Genomic DNA, 21,490 nt, shown 5'->3' with positions numbered 1-21,490 from the left:
CGTCTGTTGCTGCTCTTGTCGAATTAATCGATAAAGAGGGAAATAACCGAATCGCCCTTGATGATGCGCTTGAACGTCTCGGCCAGCAGCGGCGCGCACGTCAATTGACGGATCTTGCCGCAGGCCAGGGCCGCTTCGGACAGGGGGATCGTGTCGGTCACGACCAGCTCATCGAGTGGCGAGGCCGAAATACGGTCGATCGCCGGGCCCGACAGCACCGCGTGCGTGCAATACGCCACGACTTTTTTCGCGCCGCGCTCTTTGAGCACTTCGGCAGCCTTCGTCAGGGTGCCTGCCGTGTCGACCATGTCATCCATGATCACGCAGTTGCGGCCTTCGACTTCACCGATGATGTTCATTACTTCCGACACGTTCGCTTTTGGACGACGCTTGTCGATGATGGCCAGGTCGCAGCCCAGGCGTTTTGCCAGAGCGCGCGCACGTACCACACCGCCGACGTCCGGCGACACCACCAGCAGATCCTGGTAGTTTTTCTTTTGCAGGTCGCCCAGCAAAATTGGCGAAGCGTAGATATTGTCGACTGGGATATCGAAGAAACCTTGAATCTGGTCAGCGTGCAAGTCCATGATCAGGACGCGCTCGACACCGGCTTCTTCCAGCATGTTCGCCACCACCTTGGCCGAAATTGCCACACGCGCGGAGCGTGGACGACGGTCTTGGCGGGCGTAGCCGAAGTAAGGAATCGCGGCGGTGATGCGGCCAGCGGAAGCACGTTTCAAGGCATCAACCATCAGCATGATTTCCATCAGGCTGTCGTTGGTTGGAGCACAGGTGGATTGCAAAACAAAAACATCCTTGCCGCGTACGTTTTCGTTAATCTCGACCATTACTTCGCCGTCGGAGAATTTCGAAACGTTTGCTTTACCGAGAGGGATGCCGAGGTTTTTTGCGACCCCCTCTGCCAACGCTGGATTCGCGTTGCCGGTAAAAACCATCAGGTTTTCGTAAGCCATGGGAGTCCCAAGAGGTGATATAGAAGTCTTGAAAAGCACTAACCGGGCATAGGCCCGGTCAGTCATTGTTTAGAATATGCCGCGTGGCGACATATCTGCTTTTTCCCGCACTGGACGCCAACTTCGCATCGACAGACTACGGTGAAATGGTGGCAGGGGAAGAAGGATTCGAACCTTCGCATGCTGGAATCAAAATCCAGTGCCTTAACCAGCTTGGCGATTCCCCTACGTTACTGACTGCTTGCCGTCATGTTGGCCAGTATTATACCGACTATTTGACGCTAAGCAAAATCTTTTTTTGCTCTTTACAACACCGTGAGCATCGGGTGGCGATTCAGCGCTTTTGCCTTCCAGGCGATCCAGATTGGTGGCACATTGCTGAGCACCGCATCCGCTTCTTCCTGACTGCCAAACGCACTAAACACACAAGCACCGGAACCAGTCATCCTGGCCTCACCGTAAGCACCCAGCCATTCTACCGCATCTGCTACCGGCTTGAAAAGACTGCATGCCACTTGCTGTAAATCATTCTTACCAAACCCGCCCGCATCGTTTCCTTCTGCGAGGTACCTGGAAAAGTCCGCTATTGTGACGGGTTCGGTATTTCTCGTCAAGCCTTCCGCGCAAAAAATTGCGGCGGTAGGCACTTGCACGCCCGGCTCGATCACCACATACCAGCATTCGGGCGTGGCGACGGGCTGCAGGGCCTCGCCCACGCCTTCGGCAAAGGCGTTTTCGCCAAAGATGAAAAACGGGATATCGGCGCCCAGCGGCAAGCCCAGCGCCATCAATTCCTCGCGGCTCAAGCCCGCTTGCCACAGGCGGTTCAAGGCCATCAGGGCCGTGGCCGCGTCGGACGAACCGCCCCCCAGGCCGCCGCCCATGGGCAGCACCTTGTCGATGGCGATATCGACGCCGCGCGGCAAGGCGCCCGTGCGGCGCTGCACTTCCGCCTGCAGCAGTTTCGCGGCGCGGATGATCAGGTCCTGCTCTTCCGGCACGCCGGCCAGCGCCGTCACGCGGCGGATCAGCGTGTCGTCGCGCAGCGCGAAGTGCAAGGTGTCGCCATGGTCGAGCAACTGGAACACCGTCTGCAGCAGATGGTAGCCATCGGCGCGGCGGCCGTTAACGTGCAGAAATAAGTTCAGTTTGGCGGGAGCCGGGCAATGATTCAGGGTCGTCAATGTCATGGTGCAGGTGTGGATGGGGCGGCATCGAGCACGATACGCAGCGAGACGGCATCGGCCTGCGCGCTGGTGGTGCGTTCGGCATCGATACGCCGCGGTTGGGGCAAGGCGCCCGGTGTATTCTCAGCAGCATCTTGCCACGACACATAGCGCAAGCGCCAGCCGTCTTTGGTTGTCACGCTGTCATTGGCCGGTGACGCGACGAAGCGCTTGCCATCGGCGCCCACGGCATAACCTTGCAGCCAGTCGCGCAAGCCCGACACGGGCAGGGACCAGCCCAGCATCTGCGCGCTCAGGGTATCGACATCGGGCGCGCTGCGCGGCGCCTTGCCGCTTTGCGTCAACACGGCCTGCTGCGGCGTGACGGCGATCGTCGCCAGGGTGCTGCCGACGGGCGTATACAGGGTCACATCCGTGCGCGCGGCCGTCTGCAGCCAGTTGAAATTGACGGTGGCCGATTCGGGCTTGTCATCCTTCTGGTACACGACGTTCAAACGGCCCGTCAACTCCACCTGTTCCCGGTAGGGCGCCACGGCTTCGCCCGATGGCGCGGCGCCGGATGAAAAGGGAGAAGTCAGGGTCGAGCAGGCCGAGAGGGCCAGGCACAGGACCGTCAGGGGCAGGAAATGTTTGGACATGGGTTTGGACATGGACACAAGGAAAAACCAGCGCCATGGCGCTGGTTTTTCATAGTTGAGTTAATCGATTCAATCACAAACTGACATTCAAGCGCGCCAGGGTGCTTTTTAGCGCGTCGTTTTTCGGATCCTTGCCTTGCGCCTCGCGCCACAGCTTTTGCGCTTCGGCCTTGTCGCCCTTCTGCCACAGCACTTCGCCCAGGTGGACGGCGATTTCCGGATCGCTGCGCACGGCATAGGCGCGGCGCAGCGCGTTTTCCGCGGCCGCCAGGTTGCCCATGCGGAACTGCACCCAGCCCATGCTGTCCATGATGAACGGGTCGCCCGGCGCCATCTGCAAGGCTTTTTCGATCAGCGCATGGGCTTCCGGCAGGCGGATGCCCCGTTCGGCCAGCGAGTAACCGAGGGCGTTATACGCGTGCTGGTTGTCGGGCGCCAGCGCCATCACGCGGCGCAGGCTCGCTTCCATCAGTTCGAGTTTATCCAGGCGCTCAGCCAGCAAGGCATAGTCGTACAGCAGTTCCGGATTATCGGGGAAGCGCAGCAAGGCATTTTCCAGCACCGTATAGGCGCTTTGCACGTAGCCGGCATCGCGCAGGAATTGCGCGTCGACCAGCAGCACCTGCGCCTGGCTTGCCGGATCGTCCGTTTCGATTTCCGTCAGCGCCTTGCGCGCCGCATCGAGATTGCCGCCACGGGCGATCAGCTGGGCGCGGCGCAAACGCGCCTCGACATAACCGGCGGACGCGCTGTTGTCGATCTTGTCCAGCCAGGCGATGGCGCCGGCCGTGTCGCCGCGCGTTTCGGCGATCTGCGACAGTATCATCAGGGCCTTGAACGGATCGCGCGCGTCGCCAGGGGATTTGTCGAGCACGGCCAGGAAGCGCTTGAAGTACTGCTCCGCGCCCTTGGTATCTTCCAGCTGCAACGCCACGATGCCGAGCGCATACAGGCCGCCCAGGTTGTCGGGCTGGCTTTTCAGCAGCAGCAGGAATTGGTCGCGTGCCAGCTCCAGCTGTTTTTGCTCGACCAGCAGGCGCGCATACGCGCCGCGCACTTCGACGGCGTCCGGATTCTTTTGCAGGAAGGCGGCCAGCACCTTGCCTGCCGCCTCGGGCTCGCCCGTCACCTGCGCCAGGGTCAGCGCGGCCAGCTCGGAGTTCGGCTTGATCGCCAACGCCTTGTTCGCTTCGCCGATGGCGCGCTCACGCTCGCCGATCGACAAGGCGCCCTGCGCCAGCACCAGGTGGGCTTCGAACATGTCCAGGTAGGGCTGCACCAGGCGCGTCACCATCGAATAGGCATACAGCTTGTCATTCGAGCGCGACAGGATCTGCTGCATCTGGAACAGGGCCACGCCGCGCGCGCCCGGCGGCGCATTGGCCAGGCGCTCGGCAAAAATCGGTTCTGCTTCTTCGATCTTGTCCGTCAAGACGACGAAGCCGAGGAAGAACTGGGTCGCCTCATCCGATTCGGGCGCCAGCTCGCGCCACAGGCGGATGGCCGCCAGCGCTTCGCCGCCCTGCTTGGCGGCCAGTGCCATTTCGGAGGCGCGGCGCGCCAGGCGCGGATCACGCGTCTGCTGCGCCGCCACCATCATCGTCACGTACGGCCCTTGCCACTGGCCGCTCTTGAATTCCATTTCAGCCTTGGTCAGCTTGTACAGCAAATCGCTGCTCAACTCGACCTTGGGCAGCTTCTCGCCCTTGGCGTCATCGTCGGACTCGGTACCGGCCGCTTGCGGCGCGGCGGCCGCAGCGGGGCTGGCCGCCCCATCGGCAGGGGCAACAGGCGTCTGTGCCATGGCATGCGTGGCCATCAGGGCGGACAAGGTTACAATGGCGAAAGCGTTTTTCAAAGGCTGATCCTGGCTAAACGGCAAAGTTTGATTCTACGCCCAACGCGGCTATCGCGTACTTCACGTATGTAACGAAATATATACGTCGTGGCGGCGTAGCGTGCCCGGGCCAGCCATCGGCCGGCGACCCGCCTGTTTTTTACCCGGTTTTCCACCATTCGAGCCCTATGCCAGAATTGCCAGAAGTCGAAGTCACACGGCGCGGTGTCGCGCCCCACATCGAAGGGCGCGCCGTGCGTGCCGTCGTGCTGCGCCGCGACGGCCTGCGCTGGCCCTTCCCCCCGGCCCTGGGCGAACAATTGTCGGGGCAAACCATCGGCCTGACGGGGCGGCGCGGCAAATACCTGCTGATCCACTTCCGCCACGGCACCCTGATCATCCACCTGGGCATGTCGGGCCATTTGCGCGTGCTGCCCACTGGGACGGAGGCGCAAAAGCACGACCATTTCGACCTCGTCGTGGAAGACGCGGACGGCAGCAGCCAGGTGCTGCGCATGACGGATCCGCGCCGCTTCGGCGCCGTGCTGTGGCATGACGAGGCCGACGGCCCGCTGGATGGCCACGCGCTGCTGCGCGGTCTGGGCACGGAACCGCTGGAAGGCGGCTTCACTGGCCAGCTGCTGTTCGAGAAAACGCGCAACAAGGGCACCAACATCAAGCAGGTGCTGATGGCGGGCGACATCGTCGTCGGCGTGGGCAATATCTATTGTTCCGAAAGCCTGTTCCGCGCGGGGATCAACCCGAAGACGCCAGCCCGGCGCATCGGCCTGGCACGCTATGAGAAACTGGCGCAATCGATCCGCGACGTGCTGGCCGAAGCCATCGTCCAGGGCGGCAGCACCCTGCGCGACTTCATCGGCGTCAACGGCCAGTCCGGCTACTTCCAGCAGACGTATTTCACGTACAACCGCGCGGGCAAGCCATGCCGCGTGTGCGGCGCGCCGATCCGCCAAATCGTGCAGGGACAGCGTTCCACGTTTTACTGCGTGAATTGCCAAAAGTAGCCACACTCACAGAGGGAGCCCGATGGTCAGAGACTTGGAACAATACAGCGCATGGCGGCAGGACGTGCAGGCCGCCTTGCAGGCATACCGGCAAGCCGCCAGCGCGGCGGGCCTGGTCGACGGCGCCTCCGCGCTGCGCCTGGCGCGCTGTGGCTCCCGCCTGACTGACGACCGCCTGTCCGTCGCCTTCGTGGCGGAATTTTCGCGCGGCAAATCCGAGCTGATCAACGCCATCTTCTTTGCCGGCTATGGCCAGCGCATCCTGCCCTCGGGTGCGGGCCGCACCACCATGTGCCCCACCGAGCTGCTGTACGACGCGGCCTGGCCCCCATCGATCCGGCTGCTGCCCATCGAGACACGCGCGCAGAACCTGTCGACCAGCGACTACCGCGACCTCCCCGCCGCCTGGACCGTCCTGCCCCTGAATATCGAGGCGGGCGGCGACATGCAGGAAGCCATCCGCCAGGTCAGCCTGACAAAGAAAGTCAGCCAGGAAGAAGCGGCGCGCTACGGCCTGTACGACGCCGACGACGCGGACGCCCCCGCCATGCTCGACGAGGACGGCCAGGTGGAAATTTCCATGTGGCGCCACGCCATCATCAACTTCCCCCATCCGCTGCTGAAACAGGGCCTGGTGATTCTCGACACGCCCGGCCTGAACGCCATCGGCACGGAACCGGAACTGACCCTGAACCTGATCCCGAATGCGCACGCGGTGCTGTTCATCCTGGCGGCCGACACGGGCGTCACGCGCAGCGATATCGAAGTGTGGCGCAACCATATAGGCGCCGGCGCGGGGCGCCTGGTAGTGCTCAACAAGATCGACAGCATGTGGGACGAATTGCGCGGCGATGCCGAGGTGGCGCAAGCCATCGAACGCCAGCAGGCCAGCGTGGCACATCTGCTGACACTGGACACCGGCCAGGTGTTTCCCGTCTCGGCGCAAAAGGCCCTGGTGGGCAAGATCAACCACGATGCGGCGCTGCTGGAAAAGAGCCGTTTGCTGCCGCTGGAGACGGCCCTGTTCGAGGAGCTGATCCCCGCGCGCAAGGACATCATCCGGCGCCAGCTGGCGTTCGACCTGGACGCCATCGAGGCGGCGCAGCAGGTGCAGGCGGCGGCGCGCGCGCGCGGCATCGCCGAGCAGCTGCACGAGCTTCACAGCCTGCGCGGCAAGAACCAGAGCGTGATCGCGCACATGATGCGCCGCGTCGATATCGAGAAGAAGGAATTCGACAGCAGCCTGTTCAAGCTGCAGGCCACGCGCGCCGTGTTTACGCGCCTGTCGACGGAACTCTATACGAGCCTGGGCATGGACATCGTGCGCGACGATATCGATGGCGTGCGCGCCGCCATGCAGCGCAGCCGCTTTTTCACGGGCTTGCGCGAAGCCGTGCGCCAGTATTTCGAGCGCATCACCCGGAACCTGGACCGTTCGGAAGGCAAGACGGCCGAGATCACGGAAATGATGAACGTGATGTACCGCAAATTCGCCACCGAACATGGCCTGGCGCTGGCCTTGCCGATGCCGTTTTCGCTGGCCCGCTACCGCCAGGAGATCGCCGATATCGAAGCCGTGTATCACAAGCAGTTCGGCACGGCCACCCTGCTCACCACCAGCCGGGTCGTGCTGATGGAGAAATTCTTTGACACCATCGCCTCACGCGTGCGCCGCAGTTTCACCAACGCCAACGACGACGCCAGCGCCTGGCTGAAAGTCATCATGGCGCCCCTCGAAGCGCAGATCGTCGAATACAAGGAACAGCTGAAACTGCGCTTTGCCTCGATCCAGCGCATCCACGACGCCACGGGCAGCCTGGAACAGAAAATCGCCGGCTTCGAAGCCAGCCTGGCGGCGCTCGAACGCGACAAGGCGCAGCTGGCGCAATTGCTCGCTGCCTTGCGCACGGCCAGCGCCACATAAAACACGCAACAACACGCCACAAGATACTGGAACCCTGCATGAAACGTCTGCTGCATCCGCTCTCGCCCGCCACGGGCGTGGCCCCCATTGAAGATTATATCGACCCGACTTTTTCCGCCACCGTCATCGCCTGGCAAAAGCAGCATGGCCGCCATGCGCTGCCATGGCAAAACACGCGCGACGCCTACCTGATCTGGCTGTCCGAAATCATGCTGCAGCAAACGCAGGTCACCGCGGTACTCGGCTACTATGCGCGCTTCCTCGAACGCTTCCCTACCCTGCGCGATTTGGCCAGCGCCCCGGTGGAAGACGTGATGGCGCAGTGGAGCGGCCTCGGTTACTACACGCGGGCGCGCAACCTGCACAAGTGCGCACAGCGCGTGGTGGCCGAATACGACGGCGTCTTCCCCAGCGACCCGGCCTTGCTGGCCGACCTGCCCGGCATCGGCCGCTCGACGGCGGCCGCCATCTCCGCGTTCTCCAGCGGCACGCGCGCGGCCATCATGGATGGCAACGTCAAACGCGTCTTCGCGCGCACCTTCGGCATCGCTGCCTATCCCGGCGAAAAACGGGTCGAGGAAGCCATGTGGCGCCGTGCCGAAGCGCTGCTGCCGGAGACAGGTATCGAAGCCTACACGCAGGGCCTGATGGACTTCGGCGCCACCCTGTGCACGCGCAGCAGCCCCGATTGCGGCCGCTGCCCGCTGCAGCCGCGCTGCGTGGCCTACGCCACCGGCCGCACCAAGGATCTGCCGGTGCGCAAACCAAAGAAAACCAGCCCCGAAAAACACGCCGTCATGCTGGTCATCATCGACGATGGCCAAGTGCTGCTGGAACAGCGTCCCGGTTCCGGCATCTGGGGCGGCTTGCTGTCGCTGCCGGAACTCGATGGCCACGTGCTGGCCGGCGAGGACTGTGTGCGCGACATCGATCAGGAGCTGCTGGCGCACGCCGTGGCGCCGTTCGGCGCAATCGAGACGCAGGAACGACTGCTGCCCATCGTGCACGTGTTTACCCACTACAAACTGCACATCGTTCCCTGCCGCATCACCCTGGCGCGCCGCCTGGCGCTGGCCGGGGAAGCGACGCACGTCTGGTATGACGGCGCGAAAATCGCGGACGCGCCGCTGCCCGCCCCCATCAAGAAACTGCTGCTGGACCTGTTCGGCGATGCGCGCGCGGCGCAACGCAGCATGTTCTAGTGCGGCATTTTGTACTGCTCGCGCTGGCGGCGCTGTGTCTGCACGGCGCCCATGCGGCGAACGACCTGCCCGAGGTAAGAATTGGCGTACTGGCCTACAAGGGTGGCGACGCCGTGCAGCAGGACTGGTCGTACGTGACGCGCCACCTACAGGCCAGCATTCCCGGCATCCGTTTCATCCTGGCCGACTACGACCAGGCGGGCCTGACACGCGCCGTGCAGTCGCAATCGATCGCCTTCGCCATCACCAGCAGCGGCCATTACGTGGCGCTCGAGCACAGCGATGGCGCCAGCCGGATCGCCACCCTGGAATCGCCATGGACGGAGTCACCGCGCCAGGCCATCGGCTCGGCCATCGTCGTGCGCAGCGCGTCGCCACTGCATGACCTGGCCGACCTGGCGGGCAAGAACGTGATGGCTGTGGCGCCCGACGCCTTTGGCGGATACCAGATCGCCGCACGCGAACTGCGCGAAGCAGGCATCGATCCCGCGCATGATTTTTCCAGCCTGCGCTATAGCGGTTTTCCGTCGCAGCAGATCATCGACGCCGTGCGTGCGGGGCGCATGGATGCGGGCATCGTGCGCACCTGCCTGCTCGAACAGATGGTGGCGCGCGGCGAAGTGCGCGCCGAGGAACTGCGCGTGATCACCACGCGCCCGATTCCCGGTTTTCGCTGTGCCAGCTCGTCGCGGCTGTATCCGGACTGGCCCTTCGTGGCCCTGCGCCAGACGCCGCCCGCGCTGGCGAAAAAAGTGGCGCAAGCCCTGCTGGCCATGCCCCGCACGGAGGAAGGCTACAGCTGGACGGTTCCCAGCGATTACCAGATCGTCGATGAACTGTTCCGCGACCTGCACATCGGTCCCTACGCCTACCTGGACAAGCTGACCTTCGAAACGGCGTTGCGCCGCTACTGGGGCTGGATGCTGCTGGTACTGGCCCTGCTCGTGGCCTGGGCCGTGCACACGGTGCGCGTGGAATACCTGGTCAGCCGGCGCACGGAGCAATTGCGCGCCGCCCAGCACCAGCAGCGCGCGCTGGAAGAGCAGGCGCGCCAGCGCCAGGCCACGCTAGACCACACGGCGCGCCTGGCGATTCTGGGCGAAATGGCCAGCGCCATCGCGCATGAATTGAACCAGCCGCTGGCCGCCATCGGCAATTTCGCGCGCGGCATGGCGCGCCGCATCACGGCAGGCCGGCTCGATGCGGCGCCCCTGCTCGACGGCGCGCAGGAAATCGCCACGCAAAGCGAACGCGCGGGCGCCATCATCCGTCACATTCGCGCGATGGCGCAAAAGCGTCCCGCGCACAGCACCGCCTTCGCCCTGGCCGACGCCGTGGAGCAAGCCGTGGCCCTGTTCCGCGCAGCCCATCCGCAAGCCAATATCAGCTGGCGCCACGAGGAGGTCAGCGCGGCACCGCGCGTGCTGGCCGACCCGCAGCAAGTGCAGCAGGTGCTGCTCAATTTACTGAAAAATGCGCTCGATGCGCAGCTGGAAAACGGCAATCCGCAGCACCCCATCGGCGTGCTGCTGCACCGCGAAAACGGCGCCTGCACGGTGGCCGTGCGCGACGCCGGCTGCGGCCTGGAAGCGGCGCAGATGGCGCGCCTGTTCGAACCCTTCTTTACCACCAAGGCCGAAGGCCTGGGCCTGGGCATGTCGCTCAGCAAAAGCATCATCGAATCGTTCGGCGGCAGCCTGTCGGCGCACGCCAACGCCGATGCACCAGGCTTGACGGTCTGGTTCCGCCTGCCCGAAGATACCGGCCTGGGAGCCAACAAGGACACACCATGAATGAAAGCGATGCGATCATCTTTGTCGTCGACGACGACGCCGCCATGCGCCGCTCGCTGGCCTATCTGTTCGATTCGGCCGGCTGGAAGGTCGAGACGTTCGAGTCGGCGCGCGACTTCCTGCAGCGCTACGCTGGCCATGTGCCGGGCTGCCTGCTGCTCGACGTGCGCATGCCTTTGATGAGCGGACTGGAACTGCAACAGGAGTTGAACAACAGGACCGGGCACGCCATCTCCCTGCCCGTGATTTTCCTCAGCGGTCACGGCGACCTGGCCATGGCCGTGCAGACGATGAAGGCAGGCGCCTGCGATTTTTTGGAAAAGCCGTGCAAGGACCAGGTGCTGCTGGACGCCGTCAGCCGGGCCGTGGCCCGCAGCGTGGAAGAAAGCCGTAGCGCCGCCAGCGCGAATACGGCGCAATCGGCGCTGGCCAGGCTCACCGCGCGCGAGCGCGAGGTGGCGTTGCTGATGGCCGAAGGCAAAGCCTCGAAAGTCATCGCCCGCGAGCTGGGCATCAGCGACAAGACGGTGCAGGTGCACCGCCATAACACGATGGAAAAACTGGGCCTGCATTCAGCAGCCGAGGTAGCCCGGCTACTGATGGCCAGCGGCGAGATTTAAGCCCGCACGATGCGCGCCGGCAGCCCCTGCCGCACCGACGTGCCCGAGACGGGATCGACAAACACGTTCTTGTCGCCGCGGCTCGGGTCCGTCAGTCCCAGGTCGTTCAGGTTGATGCCGGCGCCGATGGCCGGTTCATCGGGCTGGCGCAGCTTGCCGATGCGGTGGGCGCGCGCACCGTGCTCCTTGTGGCCGAAACCGTGTTCGACGGCGATCACGCCCCGCTGCACGCCATGGCGCAGCATCACCGTGGCCCTGGCCCTGCCGCCCGGCGTTTCCAGGTAAATGGCATCGCCATTTTCCAGCTTCAAGCGCGCCGCATCGTCGGGATGCACGGCGACCGGGTTGTCCGGATGGATGCCGCGCAAGCGCCGCGCACCGATGCTGTAGGAGTTCTGCAGCGCCGATTTAAAGCTGATCAACTCGAACGGCCACTCGCTGGCCGGATAGGTCTTGCGCACGGGCGTACCGTCGGCAAACGCCGCCACTCGCCACGCGGGCGTGCCGGGGAAACGCCTGCCGCTCAAGCTGTTCTTGCTCACGCCCAGGCCTTCGTTGTACAGCATCATCGGTTTCAGATAGCGGTGCGTGGACCAGTCCTGCGGATACGGCGTCTCGTCGATCACGGGTGCAGGAGCTGCCGGCGCCTTGGGATTCGCCGGTGGCGGCAGGCGCAGGCCGAACATCTCGCCATAGCTCTGGTAGCGCCCTCCCCGCGCCAGCATGAAGGCCACCTTGCGCCACTCTTCCGGCTTCAAGGTGCGTTCCAGTTCGGGGCGGATGCGTGCCACGCCGGACAGTTCGATGTCGTCGTCACTCGCGTCAAGCACGGCCGTCTTGCCCTGCCAGGCGATGTTGGCGCCGCCCCGCAGATACCAGTCTTCCGCGCGCTGCAGGGGGAAGCGCTCGCCATCCATGTCCTGCAAGGCTTCCGGACCGAAACCGGGCAAGTCCATCGTTTTCGCCAGCGCGATGAAGAACGATTCCATGCAGATGGTCTGGCCGTCCGGCGTCTTTTGCACGCGCGGTTCGACCACGGGCCAGCGCGCCGTGCTCATTTTGACGGGCATGCCGCCCCAGGCGCCAGCCCAGCCCCAGCTTTCGTACAGCAAGGTATCGGGCAACAGGTAGTCGGCAAACGCCGAGCTTTCATTGATGAAAGGGTCGATGGCGACGATCAGGGGTATCTTCTTCGGATCGGCCAGTTCCTTGCCGATCTGCGCGCGCAAGCCCGTGATGCCGTAGACGGGATTGCAGCTCCACAGAATCAGCGCCTTCAGGGTGTACGGGTAGCCGTTCATGGCGCTGGTCAGCCACTCGGTGGCCAGCGCGGGCGCATTCGGATACCACGGCGCCTTCGCCGGATACGCCTTGCCCGCTTCTTTCTTCAGCTTGAATTCCGAGGTTTTTTCATACGGCACATTGCGCCCGATCGGCATGCCGGCCGCCTTGATCTCGCCGTCGAAACTCTCGAGGTTATAGCGCGGACCGGGTCCCGCATCCTTGAAGCTGCCGCCGTTGACCAGGGTGCCACCCTTGCGATTCAGGTTACCGATCAGGGTATTGAGCATGACCAGCGCATACGCGTTATAGAATCCCGCACCCGACATCATGCCGCCGTGCGCATTGACTGCGGCGCGCTTGCCATGACTGGTGAGTTCCTGCGCCAGGCCTTCGATGATGTCGCGTGAAATGCCGCAGGCGGCCGCGTATTCATCCATGCTGTGGCGCTGCGCTTCCTCGTTGAGCATCGTCATGGCCGTCTTCAGGTGCAGTGGTGCACCCGCCACGTCCAGCGGGCCGTCGAAGAACAGGCGCGCCTCATCCTTGGCGGCATTGTGTGGCACGATCGCTTGCGTGGCGAAGTCGATCACGCAAAAGGCGTCGCCATCCTTGTAGCGCTCTTCTTCCGACAACTCCACCGCGCCCATATCCGACGCGCGCAGGTAGCGGCCATCGCGTGGATGGCCCTTCTCGTTGATGATCAAATGCGTGGCATTGCACCAGGCGGCCTCGCCCGCCGCTTCCGCCACCTTCAGGTTCGGTTGCACGAGGAAGTTGCGGTCATAGCGTTCGTGCTCGATGATCCAGCGGATCATGCCCATGGCCAGCGCGCCATCCGTGCCCGGCTTGATCGGTACCCAGCGGCTGCGGTCGCCCGCAGCTAGGCTGTCCGCATTCGTCAGCACGGGGTCGACGACGACGTAGCTGAATTCGCGCTTGCCCGACCTTGCTTTCGCGATCAGCGTGCCCTGGCGCTTGAACGGGTTGCCCGCATTGCCCGGCGCCGTGCCGACGAAAATGCAAAATTCCGTATTTTCCAGGTCCACTTTCGCGTGCGGCATCTTCTTCATGTCGCCGAACATGGCACCCGAGCCGCTGCGGTAGGCGCCGCCACAATACGAACCGTGGTTGACCAGGTTCAAACTGCCGTACGACTGCTTGAAAAAGCGCGTGCCGAACGCCAGGCGGCCATCGTCGGTACTGCACATCAGGCCCACCTGGTTCACTTGCGGGCCCAGTTCCGGCTGCGCCGGATCGATCGGCTTTTCCAGCTCGCGCAAGGCGCGCAGTCCCTCCACGTGGCCTTCGCCAAACAGGTCGCCGCCTTCCGTCACTTCCTTCACCAACTGGTCGAAGGCGATCGGTTCCCACTGGCCGCCGCCGCGCGGCCCTACACGCTTCATAGGCGCCAGCACGCGGAACGGCGACTCCATCTGTTCCAGCACGCCGTTGCCGCGGCCGCAAGCCGTCGAACGGCCCTTCAGCCCCTTTTCCTGGAAGCGCGACAGCGAGACAAAACTGTCGCGGATCGAGGTTTGATACGGCAGCGCCGGGTCGGCCGACAGGGGGCTGTAGGGATTGCCGGCCACGCGCAGCACCTTGCCGCTTTTTTTATCCAGGCGCACGCGCACGCCGCAAAACGTGGTGCAGCCCATGCACATGGTGTAGCTCACTTGCTGGTCGGGATTGACCGTCAGCTTGCCCGTGGCCGTATCGACGGAAAACTCGGGCGGCAGGGAATTGCCATGCAGTTTCTGCACGGGTTTATCCTTGCCCAGCGCATGGTCGACCATGCGGCCGGCCGTGGTGGAAAAGCTGGCGGCAAACGCGGCCAGGCCGCCGCCGATGGCGCCGTAGCGCAACAGCTTGCGGCGTTTTTCGTTTTCGTCGTCAGGGACGTCGTTGTGTGCGTTGTTGTGTATTTGATCGTTCATTTTTGACTCCTCAGTGCGTGGCCATGACGGGACGGCTGCGACCAGCGACGACGCGTCCCGCCCATGGCAAAAATTCCAGCATCAGCAACAGCAGCGCGATCCACAGGCCGGCCGTGCCAATAATGCCCAGCAAGCCATCGTTCCCCATCGGCAGGTGGTAGTCGTACAGGCCTGCGCCCGTCTTCGGAATCGTCTGGCCGCCGATAAAAATCGTCCAGCGCATCATCCAGGCGCTATGCAGCGCGATCAGGCCATTGGCCAGGCCACTCGTGGCCGGACGCCAGATGGCCAGCGCCATCGGCACGATGGCCGACAGCACGGCCCAGACGGCCGTGAACTGCCATTGCGGCATACCCGCCACCTGCGTAAAGGCCATGCTGTGGCTGGCGCTCACGCCGGAGAGACTGACGAACAGCCAGCCGCCGCCCAGTGCCAGCACCAGCGCCAGCGACAGGGCCAGCGCGCGGTTCAAGGACACTTCCAGGGCCTGGTCGCGACCCGGCAGGAAGCGGTTGAACAGCAGCGCCAGGCCCACGGCCCCGACAAAGGCCGTGGCGGCAAATTGCGCCGGAAGGAAAGGCGTGAACCACAGGGGACGGGCACGCACCACCATCACTTCCATGCCCGTGTACAGGCCCACGACGAAGGCGGCCAGCAAGGTGAAGGCGGCCGCGACGCGAATGCCCCGCAAGGATGCGGCGCCGCCGCGCCCCAGCAAACGGTAGGCGAAGGCCAGGCGGTCCTGGCCCTGTCCCCGCGTGGCGAAATCCACGCGCAGCGCCAGCCACGCGTACAGCATCAAACAGCCCAGGTACAGGGGAATGAAGAACGAACCCCACGACATCCACGACTGCGGCTGGAAATAAATGTAGAAGTGATAGAAGCGGCCCGGCCCGTGCAAATCGGCCAGCAGCGCCACGGGCGCCGTCATGCCGCACACGAGGGATGCCAGCAGTGCGATGCGTCCCAGGCGTTCATACGCCTTGCGGCCGAAGACGAAATACGGCAGGGTCAGCATGAAACTGCCATAACTGAGGCCGATGAGGAAAAAATACTGCACCGCCCACGGCAGCCATGCCGCTTCGCGCGTGACGTTGAGAATTTCGGTGATGTGGCTGTCCATGGTTTATTTCCCGTGTTTGCTCGGTTGCCAAAGAGTCGCTTCGCCCTCGACGTGGCCGGCGAAGCGCGTGTCCAGTCCCAGGTAAAACACGTGGGGCTGGGTGCCCTGCTCGGGTTTCAGCACCTTCACCTTGTTCTCGGTCAGCAACTGGTGCACCACGCTGTCCGGGTCATTCAAGTCGCCGAAGATGCGCGCGCCGCCCACGCAGGTTTCCACACAGGCTGGCAGCAAGCCTTCGTCGACCCTGTGCGCGCAGAACGTGCATTTGTCGGCCTTGCCCGTTTCGTGGTTGATGAAGCGCGCATCGTACGGGCAGGCTTGCACGCAGTAGGCGCAGCCCACGCAGCGGTCGCCATCGACGACGACGACGCCGTCCTTGCGCTGGAACGTGGCGCCCACGGGACAGACGGGTATGCAGGGGGGATTGGCGCAGTGGTTGCACAGGCGCGGCAGCATGTAGGTGCCGCAGCGGTTCTCTTCCTTGACTTCATAGGTCGAGACGACAGTGCGGAAGCTGTTTTCCGGCACGGCGTTTTCCATGATGCAGGAGACCGTGCAAGCCTGGCAGCCGATGCATTTCTGCACATCGACCACCATCGCCCAGCGCTGGCCGCCTTCGCCCTTGGTGGCCGCCTTGCCTGGCAGCGGCGCGATGGCCGCCCCGATGGTTACGGCTGGCAAGGCGCGCAAGAAACTGCGGCGCGATTCAATCATGACACTCTCCTTGACTATGGGCGGCAAGCCCTTGTTGACTTGCTGCCATGATAGAAAAGAAGGCGTTACGGGGGTATTGGGGTGATCGGGTGGGGACCTAGATGATCATGCCAATTGACAGGGGAGAGGAAAGGGGGTAATGGCCTTACAACTCGTCGAGCGAATACAGCCGGCGATGCTCGCGAATCGCGTAGCGGTCCGTCATGCCGGCGATGTAGTCGGCGATCTTGCGCGCCTGCTGCGTGACAGTGCCATCCCTGTCATGGCCAATAAGCTGATAGTCGGGCGGCAGCAGGGCCGGTTCGTCCATGAAGCTGTCATACAGTTCGCGCACGATGCGGCTGGCCTTCACGCGCATGCGGTTGACCTGGTAGTGGCGGTACAGGTTTGCGCGCAAAAAGCGCTTGAGCTCCGTCGCATCCTTGCGCATGGCGTCCGAAAAACGGATCAGCGGAGGACTGGCGCGCACTTCGCTGACGTCGCGGGGAGCGGCGTCCGCAATCAGGGACGTCGACGTGACGATCAGATCGTCGGCCAGGGCCGTGATCAGGCGGCGCAGGGTTTCGTAGATGGCGCGCCGGCCCGACAGGCCGGGGAACGCCTGCTGCACCTCGCGCCACAGGCGACCGAAGAATTCCACCTCTTCCAGCTGGGCGATGGTGATCAGGCCGGAACGCAGGCCGTCATCGATATCGTGGCTGTTGTAGGCGATTTCATCGGCCAGGTTCGTCAGCTGCGCTTCCAGGGTCGGTTGCGTGCGGTCGATGAAGCGCTGGGCGACGGGACCGAGTTCGCGCGCATGCGCCAGGGAGCAGTGTTTCAATATGCCTTCGCGCGTCTCGAACATCAGGTTCAAGCCATCGAAGGCACCGTAATGCTCTTCCAAGGTGTCGACCACGCGCAGGCTTTGCAGGTTGTGCTCGAAGCCGCCGTGCGCCTGCATGCACTCGTTGAGCACGTCCTGGCCCACGTGGCCAAACGGCGTATGGCCCAGGTCATGCGCGAGCGCGATGGCTTCCACCAGGTCTTCGTTCAGGCGCAGGTTGCGCGCAATCGAGCGCCCCACCTGCGCCACTTCCAGGCTGTGCGTCAAACGCGTGCGGAACAGGTCGCCCTCGTGATTGAGGAACACCTGGGTCTTGTATTCGAGGCGGCGGAAGGCCGAGGAATGGATGATGCGGTCGCGGTCGCGCTGGAAGTGGCTGCGCGAGGCGTGCGGCGCCTCGGCAAAGCGACGTCCCTGCCCCTGTGCCGAGTGGGCCGCATACGGGGCGAGGAAGTCTTCTGGCAGCATGTTATTGCACTCCGGCGGCCAGGGTGGCCAGCACCAGTTCGTGCGGCGCGGACGTGATGTTCGGGCTTCCCAAGGGTTTCAACAGGATGAACTTGATGGCGCCGCCCTCGTTCTTCTTGTCCACTTCCATCAGCTCCAGCCAGCGCTCGACACCGAGGTCCGGCGCCTTCACCGGCAGGCCGGCGGCGGCGACCAGCGCGCGCACGCGCTCGACGGCCGCCTGGTCGATATAGCCCATGCGGCACGACAGGTCGGCCGCCATCACCATGCCGCAGCCGACGGCTTCGCCGTGCAGCCAGTGGCCGTAACCGAGGCCCGCCTCGATGGCGTGGCCAAAGGTGTGGCCGAAGTTCAGAATGGCGCGCAAGCCGCCTTCGCGCTCGTCCTGGCGCACCACGTCGGCCTTGATTTCGCACGAGCGGGCGATCGCGTAAGCCAGCGCACCCTTGTCGCGCGCCATCAGCTTGGCCATGTTCGCCTCGATCCAGTCGAAAAATGCCGCATCGATGATGGCGCCATGCTTGATCACTTCGGCCAGGCCCGCCGACAGCTCGCGCGCCGGCAGGGTTTCCAGGGTCGAGGTGTCGGCGATCACGGCGCGCGGCTGGTAGAAGGCGCCGATCATGTTCTTGCCCAGCGGGTGGTTGATGCCCGTCTTGCCGCCGACGGAGGAATCGACCTGCGCCAGCAAGGTGGTGGGCACTTGCACGAAACCGATGCCGCGCATGTAGCTGGCCGCCGCATAGCCGGTCAGGTCGCCGATCACGCCGCCGCCCAGGGCCACCAGGGTGGTCTTGCGGTCGCATTTATTGGCCAGCAGCGCGTCGAAGATCTGCATCAGGCTGGCCCAGTTTTTATATTCTTCGCCGTCCGGCAGGACGATGCTGATCACTTCGCGGCCATCGCTGGCCAGCGCCGCTTGCAGGCGGCCCAGATACAGGGGCGCGACAGTGGTATTGGTGACGATGGCCACCTTGTGGCCGCTGATATGGCGCAGCAGCGCATCGGCGTCGGCCAGCAGGCCGGGACCGATGGCGATCGGATAACTGCGCTCGTCGAGGTCTACGCTCAACAACATTTTGGATTGCTCGTTCATCGAAGGCTCTGCATGAATGACGCAATTGGGCGAGGCCTCGCATTCGAGGCTGGCCAGCTGCATCAGGATGGTCTGAACCATCGATTGTACGTTAGGACGGCCCGTGTCGATCACAATGTCGGCCACTTCCATGTAATGGGGCTCGCGCTGGGACGTCAATTCCTCCAGCTTGCGGCGCGGGTCGGCCGTCTGCAGCAGGGGGCGGTTCTTGTCATGGCTGGTACGCGCAAGGATGTTGCTGACGCTGGCGCGCAGGTAGACGACCGTGCCCCGCTCCTTCAGGTAGGCGCGACTGTCGGCGTTGAGGATGGCCCCGCCGCCGGTGGCCATGACGATGCCTTCCTGGGCGCTCAGGTCGCGGATGACTTCGGCCTCGCGCCGGCGAAAGCTGGCCTCGCCCTCGATTTCAAAGATCCACGGGATGGTCGCTCCCGTGCGTGCCTCGATCTCGTGGTCGGAATCGACAAAGCGCAAGCCCAGCTTGCGGGCCAGGATGCGCCCGATCGTGGTTTTGCCTGCGCCCATGAGGCCTACTAAAAACAGATTTTGCATGTGCTGCGACAGTTAATTTGGATTACGACAATCAGTGGCTTGCCCATACGGACTCAGGACGCCTGGAGGTGAAACATCCACGCGGTTAAAGTCCGTAGCCAGCCCCGGAAGCAAAGTGTAACCGACATAAGTTGCCTCCGTCCCGGAACTATTGCCACGAATCGTCAATTCGACGTCCAGCCAGTTGGCCCTGTCGCGCGGATAAGTCAGGGTAACGATCGCCGTTCCCGAGCTGTCGGTCTTGCCACCGGTCGACAGATTGAGCGGAATGCCCGGGTCGAGACGGCCATTGAGGTTGAAGTCGTTATTCGGATTGAAGGTGCCGCTGCGGTCCCGGTCTTCATTGTCACAGGCGTTCGCTGTCCTCACGACTATCCACGACTCGGCAATCTGGGAATATTGCAGATAGCCTTTGTAATAATAGCGGGGCCAGGCAGCGGCCGTGATGATCACGTCCGGCACGGGGTTACCGGCGGCGTCCGTCACAAACACGCTATACGTCTTGCGATAGGTGCTGCTGTCGGAGGCGTCAAGCGCATTGCCGCTGCCGGCGCTGATGAACAGCGATTTCTTCGTCACCGTCAGCTTGACCGCGGCGGCATTGCTCGATACGCCCTGCAGTTGCGCCTTGACAACGACGCCATCGACACCGGTAGTCCCCTGCCCCGCGATGTAGCTGACCGTGGCCACGCCATCGCTGTCAGTGGTGACCAGCGAAGGCGAACTCAGGGAACCATTGCTGGCGTCGGCCTGGATCGAGAAGCTCACCTGTGCATTCTTGACCAGGTTGTTTTCCACCGAGCCATCGCGTACGACGGCGCGCAAGGCGCTGCGCTGCGCCGTGCTGCCGACCGTATTGGCGCCGATGACTGCCGGGTCGGCTTGCAAGCTGATCGTGGCCTGGGCCGTCAATGGCGCAACGAACTCCACTTCCGACTGCACCAAGGCGCCGCTGCCTTCGTACTTCGCCGTCAGGGCGGTCAGGCCGGCGCCGCTGGCCTGTACGTAGGCGATGGCATTGCCTCCCACCAGCGCCAGCGGCGCCTGCAATGGCGTGCCGCAGGCGGCATCCTGATAGATGGCGCCGCGCGATGTACTGAAACGCACATTGCCCGTTTGTGGCACGCCCGCCACATCGCTATGCACCGTCACCGCATAGCAGGTGTTCGTGTTCAAGGTGCTCAACGCAACATTGCTACCCGACACGGCATTGATCGTGAAATTTGATGCATTAATTGCAATTGGCAACACGACGCTATCCCCCTGCGCCTTGACGCTGATGCTGTCGCTGCTGCCCACCTGGGCATTGTAGCTCAACACCAACTGGCCGTTGTTGTCGGTCAGTGCGGGACTGGCGCCGCCGCCCTTGACCGTGAGGGCATTGCTGCGGGCGCTAAAGGTCACCGGCTTGCCGACGAGGGGATTGCCGCTCGAATCGACCAGCTTGACCACCATGTCGGTGCTCGTCTTCAGGTTCACCGTCGAAAAGGCATTGATGACCAGCCGGGTGCCGCTGACGCCGATGTCCGTGCTGGCCGTTTGCGCGCCTGCGCTGGCCGTGACCTTGATCGTGCGCAAGCTGGCATCGCCCCCCGTATTCAGGCTGACCTGCGCCTGTCCCAGCGCATTGGTATTGACCTTGGTCGCGCCCAGCGCGCCCGAGTCGGCGCTGAACGTCACGCTGGCATTGGGCACAATGGCATTGTTGGCATCCTTGACAAAGGCGATCATGTTGACGGCGGTACCGCCCGATGAAGCGAGGGTGCCACCGGAAGAGGTCAGCAGCAAGCTGGCAATGCCGGAGGTGACGGGCACCACTTTCACCACCACGGGGGCCGATTCAACACCGCCGCTGCTGGCCTTGATGGTAATGTCGCGCAAGCTCGCATCGCCTTTCACGCTGAGTTTTTCCGTCACCGTGCCATTGGCATCCGTCACGCGGTTGGTATTGCTGATGGTGCCGGAACTGGCAGTGAAGGTCACCGTCTGGCCTGTCATGGCATTATTACCAGGATTTTTTACCACGGCAGTCAGTACGACTTCCGTGCCATCCGCGCCCGAGGCAACAATCGTTGTTGCGCCAGCAACCAATACCACACTGCCAACGCCGGCATTCGCGCCATCCTTGACGCCCAGGGTCGGATCACCGCCACCGCCGCCACAGGCGGCCAGCAAGGCGCCCAGCGCCAGCAAGACCAGCCAATTCGATACCCGACTCCAATAAGTGTTGCTCCAAGATACATTCCGCATAGTCGCCATCAGTCCGCTTTCGTTTGCATTGTTACTTAAACGT

At 63.6% G+C, this 21,490-nt stretch carries 15 protein-coding genes and 1 tRNA gene; 5 read left to right on the top strand and 11 right to left on the bottom strand.

Annotated elements, in window-relative coordinates:
* Nucleotides 1–23 precede the first annotated feature (23 nt).
* From O3301_RS13785 to O3301_RS13765, 5 genes are all read right to left on the bottom strand, one after another.
* Nucleotides 24–974, bottom strand: a complete 951-nt coding sequence (locus tag O3301_RS13785; RefSeq protein ID WP_034753270.1) for a ribose-phosphate pyrophosphokinase — start codon at nucleotides 972–974, stop codon at nucleotides 24–26.
* 150 nt (nucleotides 975–1,124) lie between these two features.
* Nucleotides 1,125–1,201, bottom strand: a tRNA-Gln gene (locus tag O3301_RS13780).
* A gap of 78 nt (nucleotides 1,202–1,279) precedes the next feature.
* The gene (gene ispE / locus O3301_RS13775) at nucleotides 1,280–2,164 is read right to left on the bottom strand and encodes a 4-(cytidine 5'-diphospho)-2-C-methyl-D-erythritol kinase (RefSeq protein WP_305056628.1); all 885 of its coding nucleotides are present in this window, start codon (nucleotides 2,162–2,164) and stop codon (nucleotides 1,280–1,282) included.
* Complete coding sequence (locus O3301_RS13770; protein WP_289899511.1) at nucleotides 2,161–2,799, bottom strand: outer membrane lipoprotein LolB; 639 nt, start codon at nucleotides 2,797–2,799, stop codon at nucleotides 2,161–2,163. Before O3301_RS13770 ends, ispE begins: the two co-directional genes overlap by 4 nt.
* A 73-nt stretch (nucleotides 2,800–2,872) precedes the next feature.
* Nucleotides 2,873–4,657, bottom strand: coding sequence for a tetratricopeptide repeat protein (locus O3301_RS13765; protein WP_305056627.1), 1,785 nt, complete (start codon nucleotides 4,655–4,657; stop codon nucleotides 2,873–2,875).
* Between the two features lie 167 nt (nucleotides 4,658–4,824).
* Between O3301_RS13765 and mutM the strand changes: the two genes are divergently transcribed.
* From mutM to O3301_RS13740, 5 genes are read left to right on the top strand one after another with little or no spacing between them, the layout of a single operon-like run.
* Complete coding sequence (mutM, locus tag O3301_RS13760) at nucleotides 4,825–5,661, top strand: bifunctional DNA-formamidopyrimidine glycosylase/DNA-(apurinic or apyrimidinic site) lyase (RefSeq protein WP_099665715.1); 837 nt, start codon at nucleotides 4,825–4,827, stop codon at nucleotides 5,659–5,661.
* A gap of 22 nt (nucleotides 5,662–5,683) precedes the next feature.
* Nucleotides 5,684–7,585 carry a dynamin family protein gene (locus O3301_RS13755; protein WP_305056626.1) on the top strand — a complete coding sequence of 634 codons (1,902 nt, stop codon included), beginning with the start codon at nucleotides 5,684–5,686 and terminating at the stop codon, nucleotides 7,583–7,585.
* 38 nt (nucleotides 7,586–7,623) lie between these two features.
* Nucleotides 7,624–8,787, top strand: coding sequence for an A/G-specific adenine glycosylase (mutY, locus tag O3301_RS13750; RefSeq protein WP_305056625.1), 1,164 nt, complete (start codon nucleotides 7,624–7,626; stop codon nucleotides 8,785–8,787).
* Entirely contained in the window at nucleotides 8,787–10,580 is a 1,794-nt protein-coding gene (locus tag O3301_RS13745) for a sensor histidine kinase (protein ID WP_305056624.1), read from the top strand. The genes mutY and O3301_RS13745 overlap by 1 nt, the downstream gene beginning before the upstream one ends.
* A complete protein-coding gene (locus O3301_RS13740) occupies nucleotides 10,577–11,200 on the top strand; it encodes a response regulator transcription factor (RefSeq protein WP_305056623.1) in 624 nt (207 codons plus the stop codon). Before O3301_RS13745 ends, O3301_RS13740 begins: the two co-directional genes overlap by 4 nt.
* Here O3301_RS13740 and O3301_RS13735 read toward each other — a convergent pair.
* From O3301_RS13735 to O3301_RS13710, 6 genes are all read right to left on the bottom strand, one after another.
* Nucleotides 11,197–14,418, bottom strand: a complete 3,222-nt coding sequence (locus O3301_RS13735; RefSeq protein WP_305056622.1) for a molybdopterin dinucleotide binding domain-containing protein — start codon at nucleotides 14,416–14,418, stop codon at nucleotides 11,197–11,199. The two genes, O3301_RS13740 and O3301_RS13735, sit on opposite strands and share 4 nt — an antisense overlap.
* A gap of 10 nt (nucleotides 14,419–14,428) precedes the next feature.
* Nucleotides 14,429–15,541, bottom strand: a complete 1,113-nt coding sequence (gene nrfD, locus O3301_RS13730) for an NrfD/PsrC family molybdoenzyme membrane anchor subunit (RefSeq protein WP_305056621.1) — start codon at nucleotides 15,539–15,541, stop codon at nucleotides 14,429–14,431.
* 3 nt (nucleotides 15,542–15,544) lie between these two features.
* On the bottom strand, nucleotides 15,545–16,255 hold the full coding sequence (gene dsrO, locus O3301_RS13725) for a sulfate reduction electron transfer complex DsrMKJOP subunit DsrO (protein WP_077398882.1): 711 nt from the start codon (nucleotides 16,253–16,255) through the stop codon (nucleotides 15,545–15,547).
* 145 nt (nucleotides 16,256–16,400) lie between these two features.
* On the bottom strand, nucleotides 16,401–17,549 hold the full coding sequence (locus tag O3301_RS13720; protein ID WP_305056620.1) for a deoxyguanosinetriphosphate triphosphohydrolase: 1,149 nt from the start codon (nucleotides 17,547–17,549) through the stop codon (nucleotides 16,401–16,403).
* A 1-nt stretch (nucleotide 17,550) separates the two neighbouring features.
* Nucleotides 17,551–19,170: a bifunctional shikimate kinase/3-dehydroquinate synthase AroKB gene (aroKB, locus tag O3301_RS13715; protein WP_251349708.1), complete on the bottom strand. Its 1,620-nt coding sequence runs from the start codon at nucleotides 19,168–19,170 to the stop codon at nucleotides 17,551–17,553.
* Between the two features lie 39 nt (nucleotides 19,171–19,209).
* On the bottom strand, nucleotides 19,210–21,447 hold the full coding sequence (locus tag O3301_RS13710) for an Ig-like domain-containing protein (RefSeq protein ID WP_305056619.1): 2,238 nt from the start codon (nucleotides 21,445–21,447) through the stop codon (nucleotides 19,210–19,212).
* Between the last annotated feature and the right edge of the window lie 43 nt (nucleotides 21,448–21,490).

The organism is Janthinobacterium sp. SUN211 (assembly GCF_030587315.1).
Taxonomy (GTDB): Bacteria; Pseudomonadota; Gammaproteobacteria; order Burkholderiales; family Burkholderiaceae_D; genus Janthinobacterium; species Janthinobacterium kumbetense.
This window is presented reverse-complemented; position numbering and strand designations above follow the sequence as displayed.

What these genes read in the sequence shown, in the direction of transcription:
- aroKB (WP_251349708.1), bottom strand. Translation starts at nt 19,170, where the DNA reads ATGGGCGCAGGCAAAACCACGATCGGGCGCATCCTGGCCCGCAAGCTG.
- mutM (WP_099665715.1), top strand. Translation starts at nt 4,825, where the DNA reads ATGCCAGAATTGCCAGAAGTCGAAGTCACACGGCGCGGTGTCGCGCCC.
- O3301_RS13710 (WP_305056619.1), bottom strand. Translation starts at nt 21,447, where the DNA reads ATGCGGAATGTATCTTGGAGCAACACTTATTGGAGTCGGGTATCGAAT.
- O3301_RS13785 (WP_034753270.1), bottom strand. Translation starts at nt 974, where the DNA reads ATGGCTTACGAAAACCTGATGGTTTTTACCGGCAACGCGAATCCAGCG.
- dsrO (WP_077398882.1), bottom strand. Translation starts at nt 16,255, where the DNA reads ATGATTGAATCGCGCCGCAGTTTCTTGCGCGCCTTGCCAGCCGTAACC.
- O3301_RS13770 (WP_289899511.1), bottom strand. Translation starts at nt 2,799, where the DNA reads ATGTCCAAACATTTCCTGCCCCTGACGGTCCTGTGCCTGGCCCTCTCG.
- O3301_RS13755 (WP_305056626.1), top strand. Translation starts at nt 5,684, where the DNA reads ATGGTCAGAGACTTGGAACAATACAGCGCATGGCGGCAGGACGTGCAG.
- O3301_RS13740 (WP_305056623.1), top strand. Translation starts at nt 10,577, where the DNA reads ATGAATGAAAGCGATGCGATCATCTTTGTCGTCGACGACGACGCCGCC.
- O3301_RS13720 (WP_305056620.1), bottom strand. Translation starts at nt 17,549, where the DNA reads ATGCTGCCAGAAGACTTCCTCGCCCCGTATGCGGCCCACTCGGCACAG.
- mutY (WP_305056625.1), top strand. Translation starts at nt 7,624, where the DNA reads ATGAAACGTCTGCTGCATCCGCTCTCGCCCGCCACGGGCGTGGCCCCC.
- nrfD (WP_305056621.1), bottom strand. Translation starts at nt 15,541, where the DNA reads ATGGACAGCCACATCACCGAAATTCTCAACGTCACGCGCGAAGCGGCA.
- O3301_RS13735 (WP_305056622.1), bottom strand. Translation starts at nt 14,418, where the DNA reads ATGAACGATCAAATACACAACAACGCACACAACGACGTCCCTGACGAC.
- ispE (WP_305056628.1), bottom strand. Translation starts at nt 2,164, where the DNA reads ATGACATTGACGACCCTGAATCATTGCCCGGCTCCCGCCAAACTGAAC.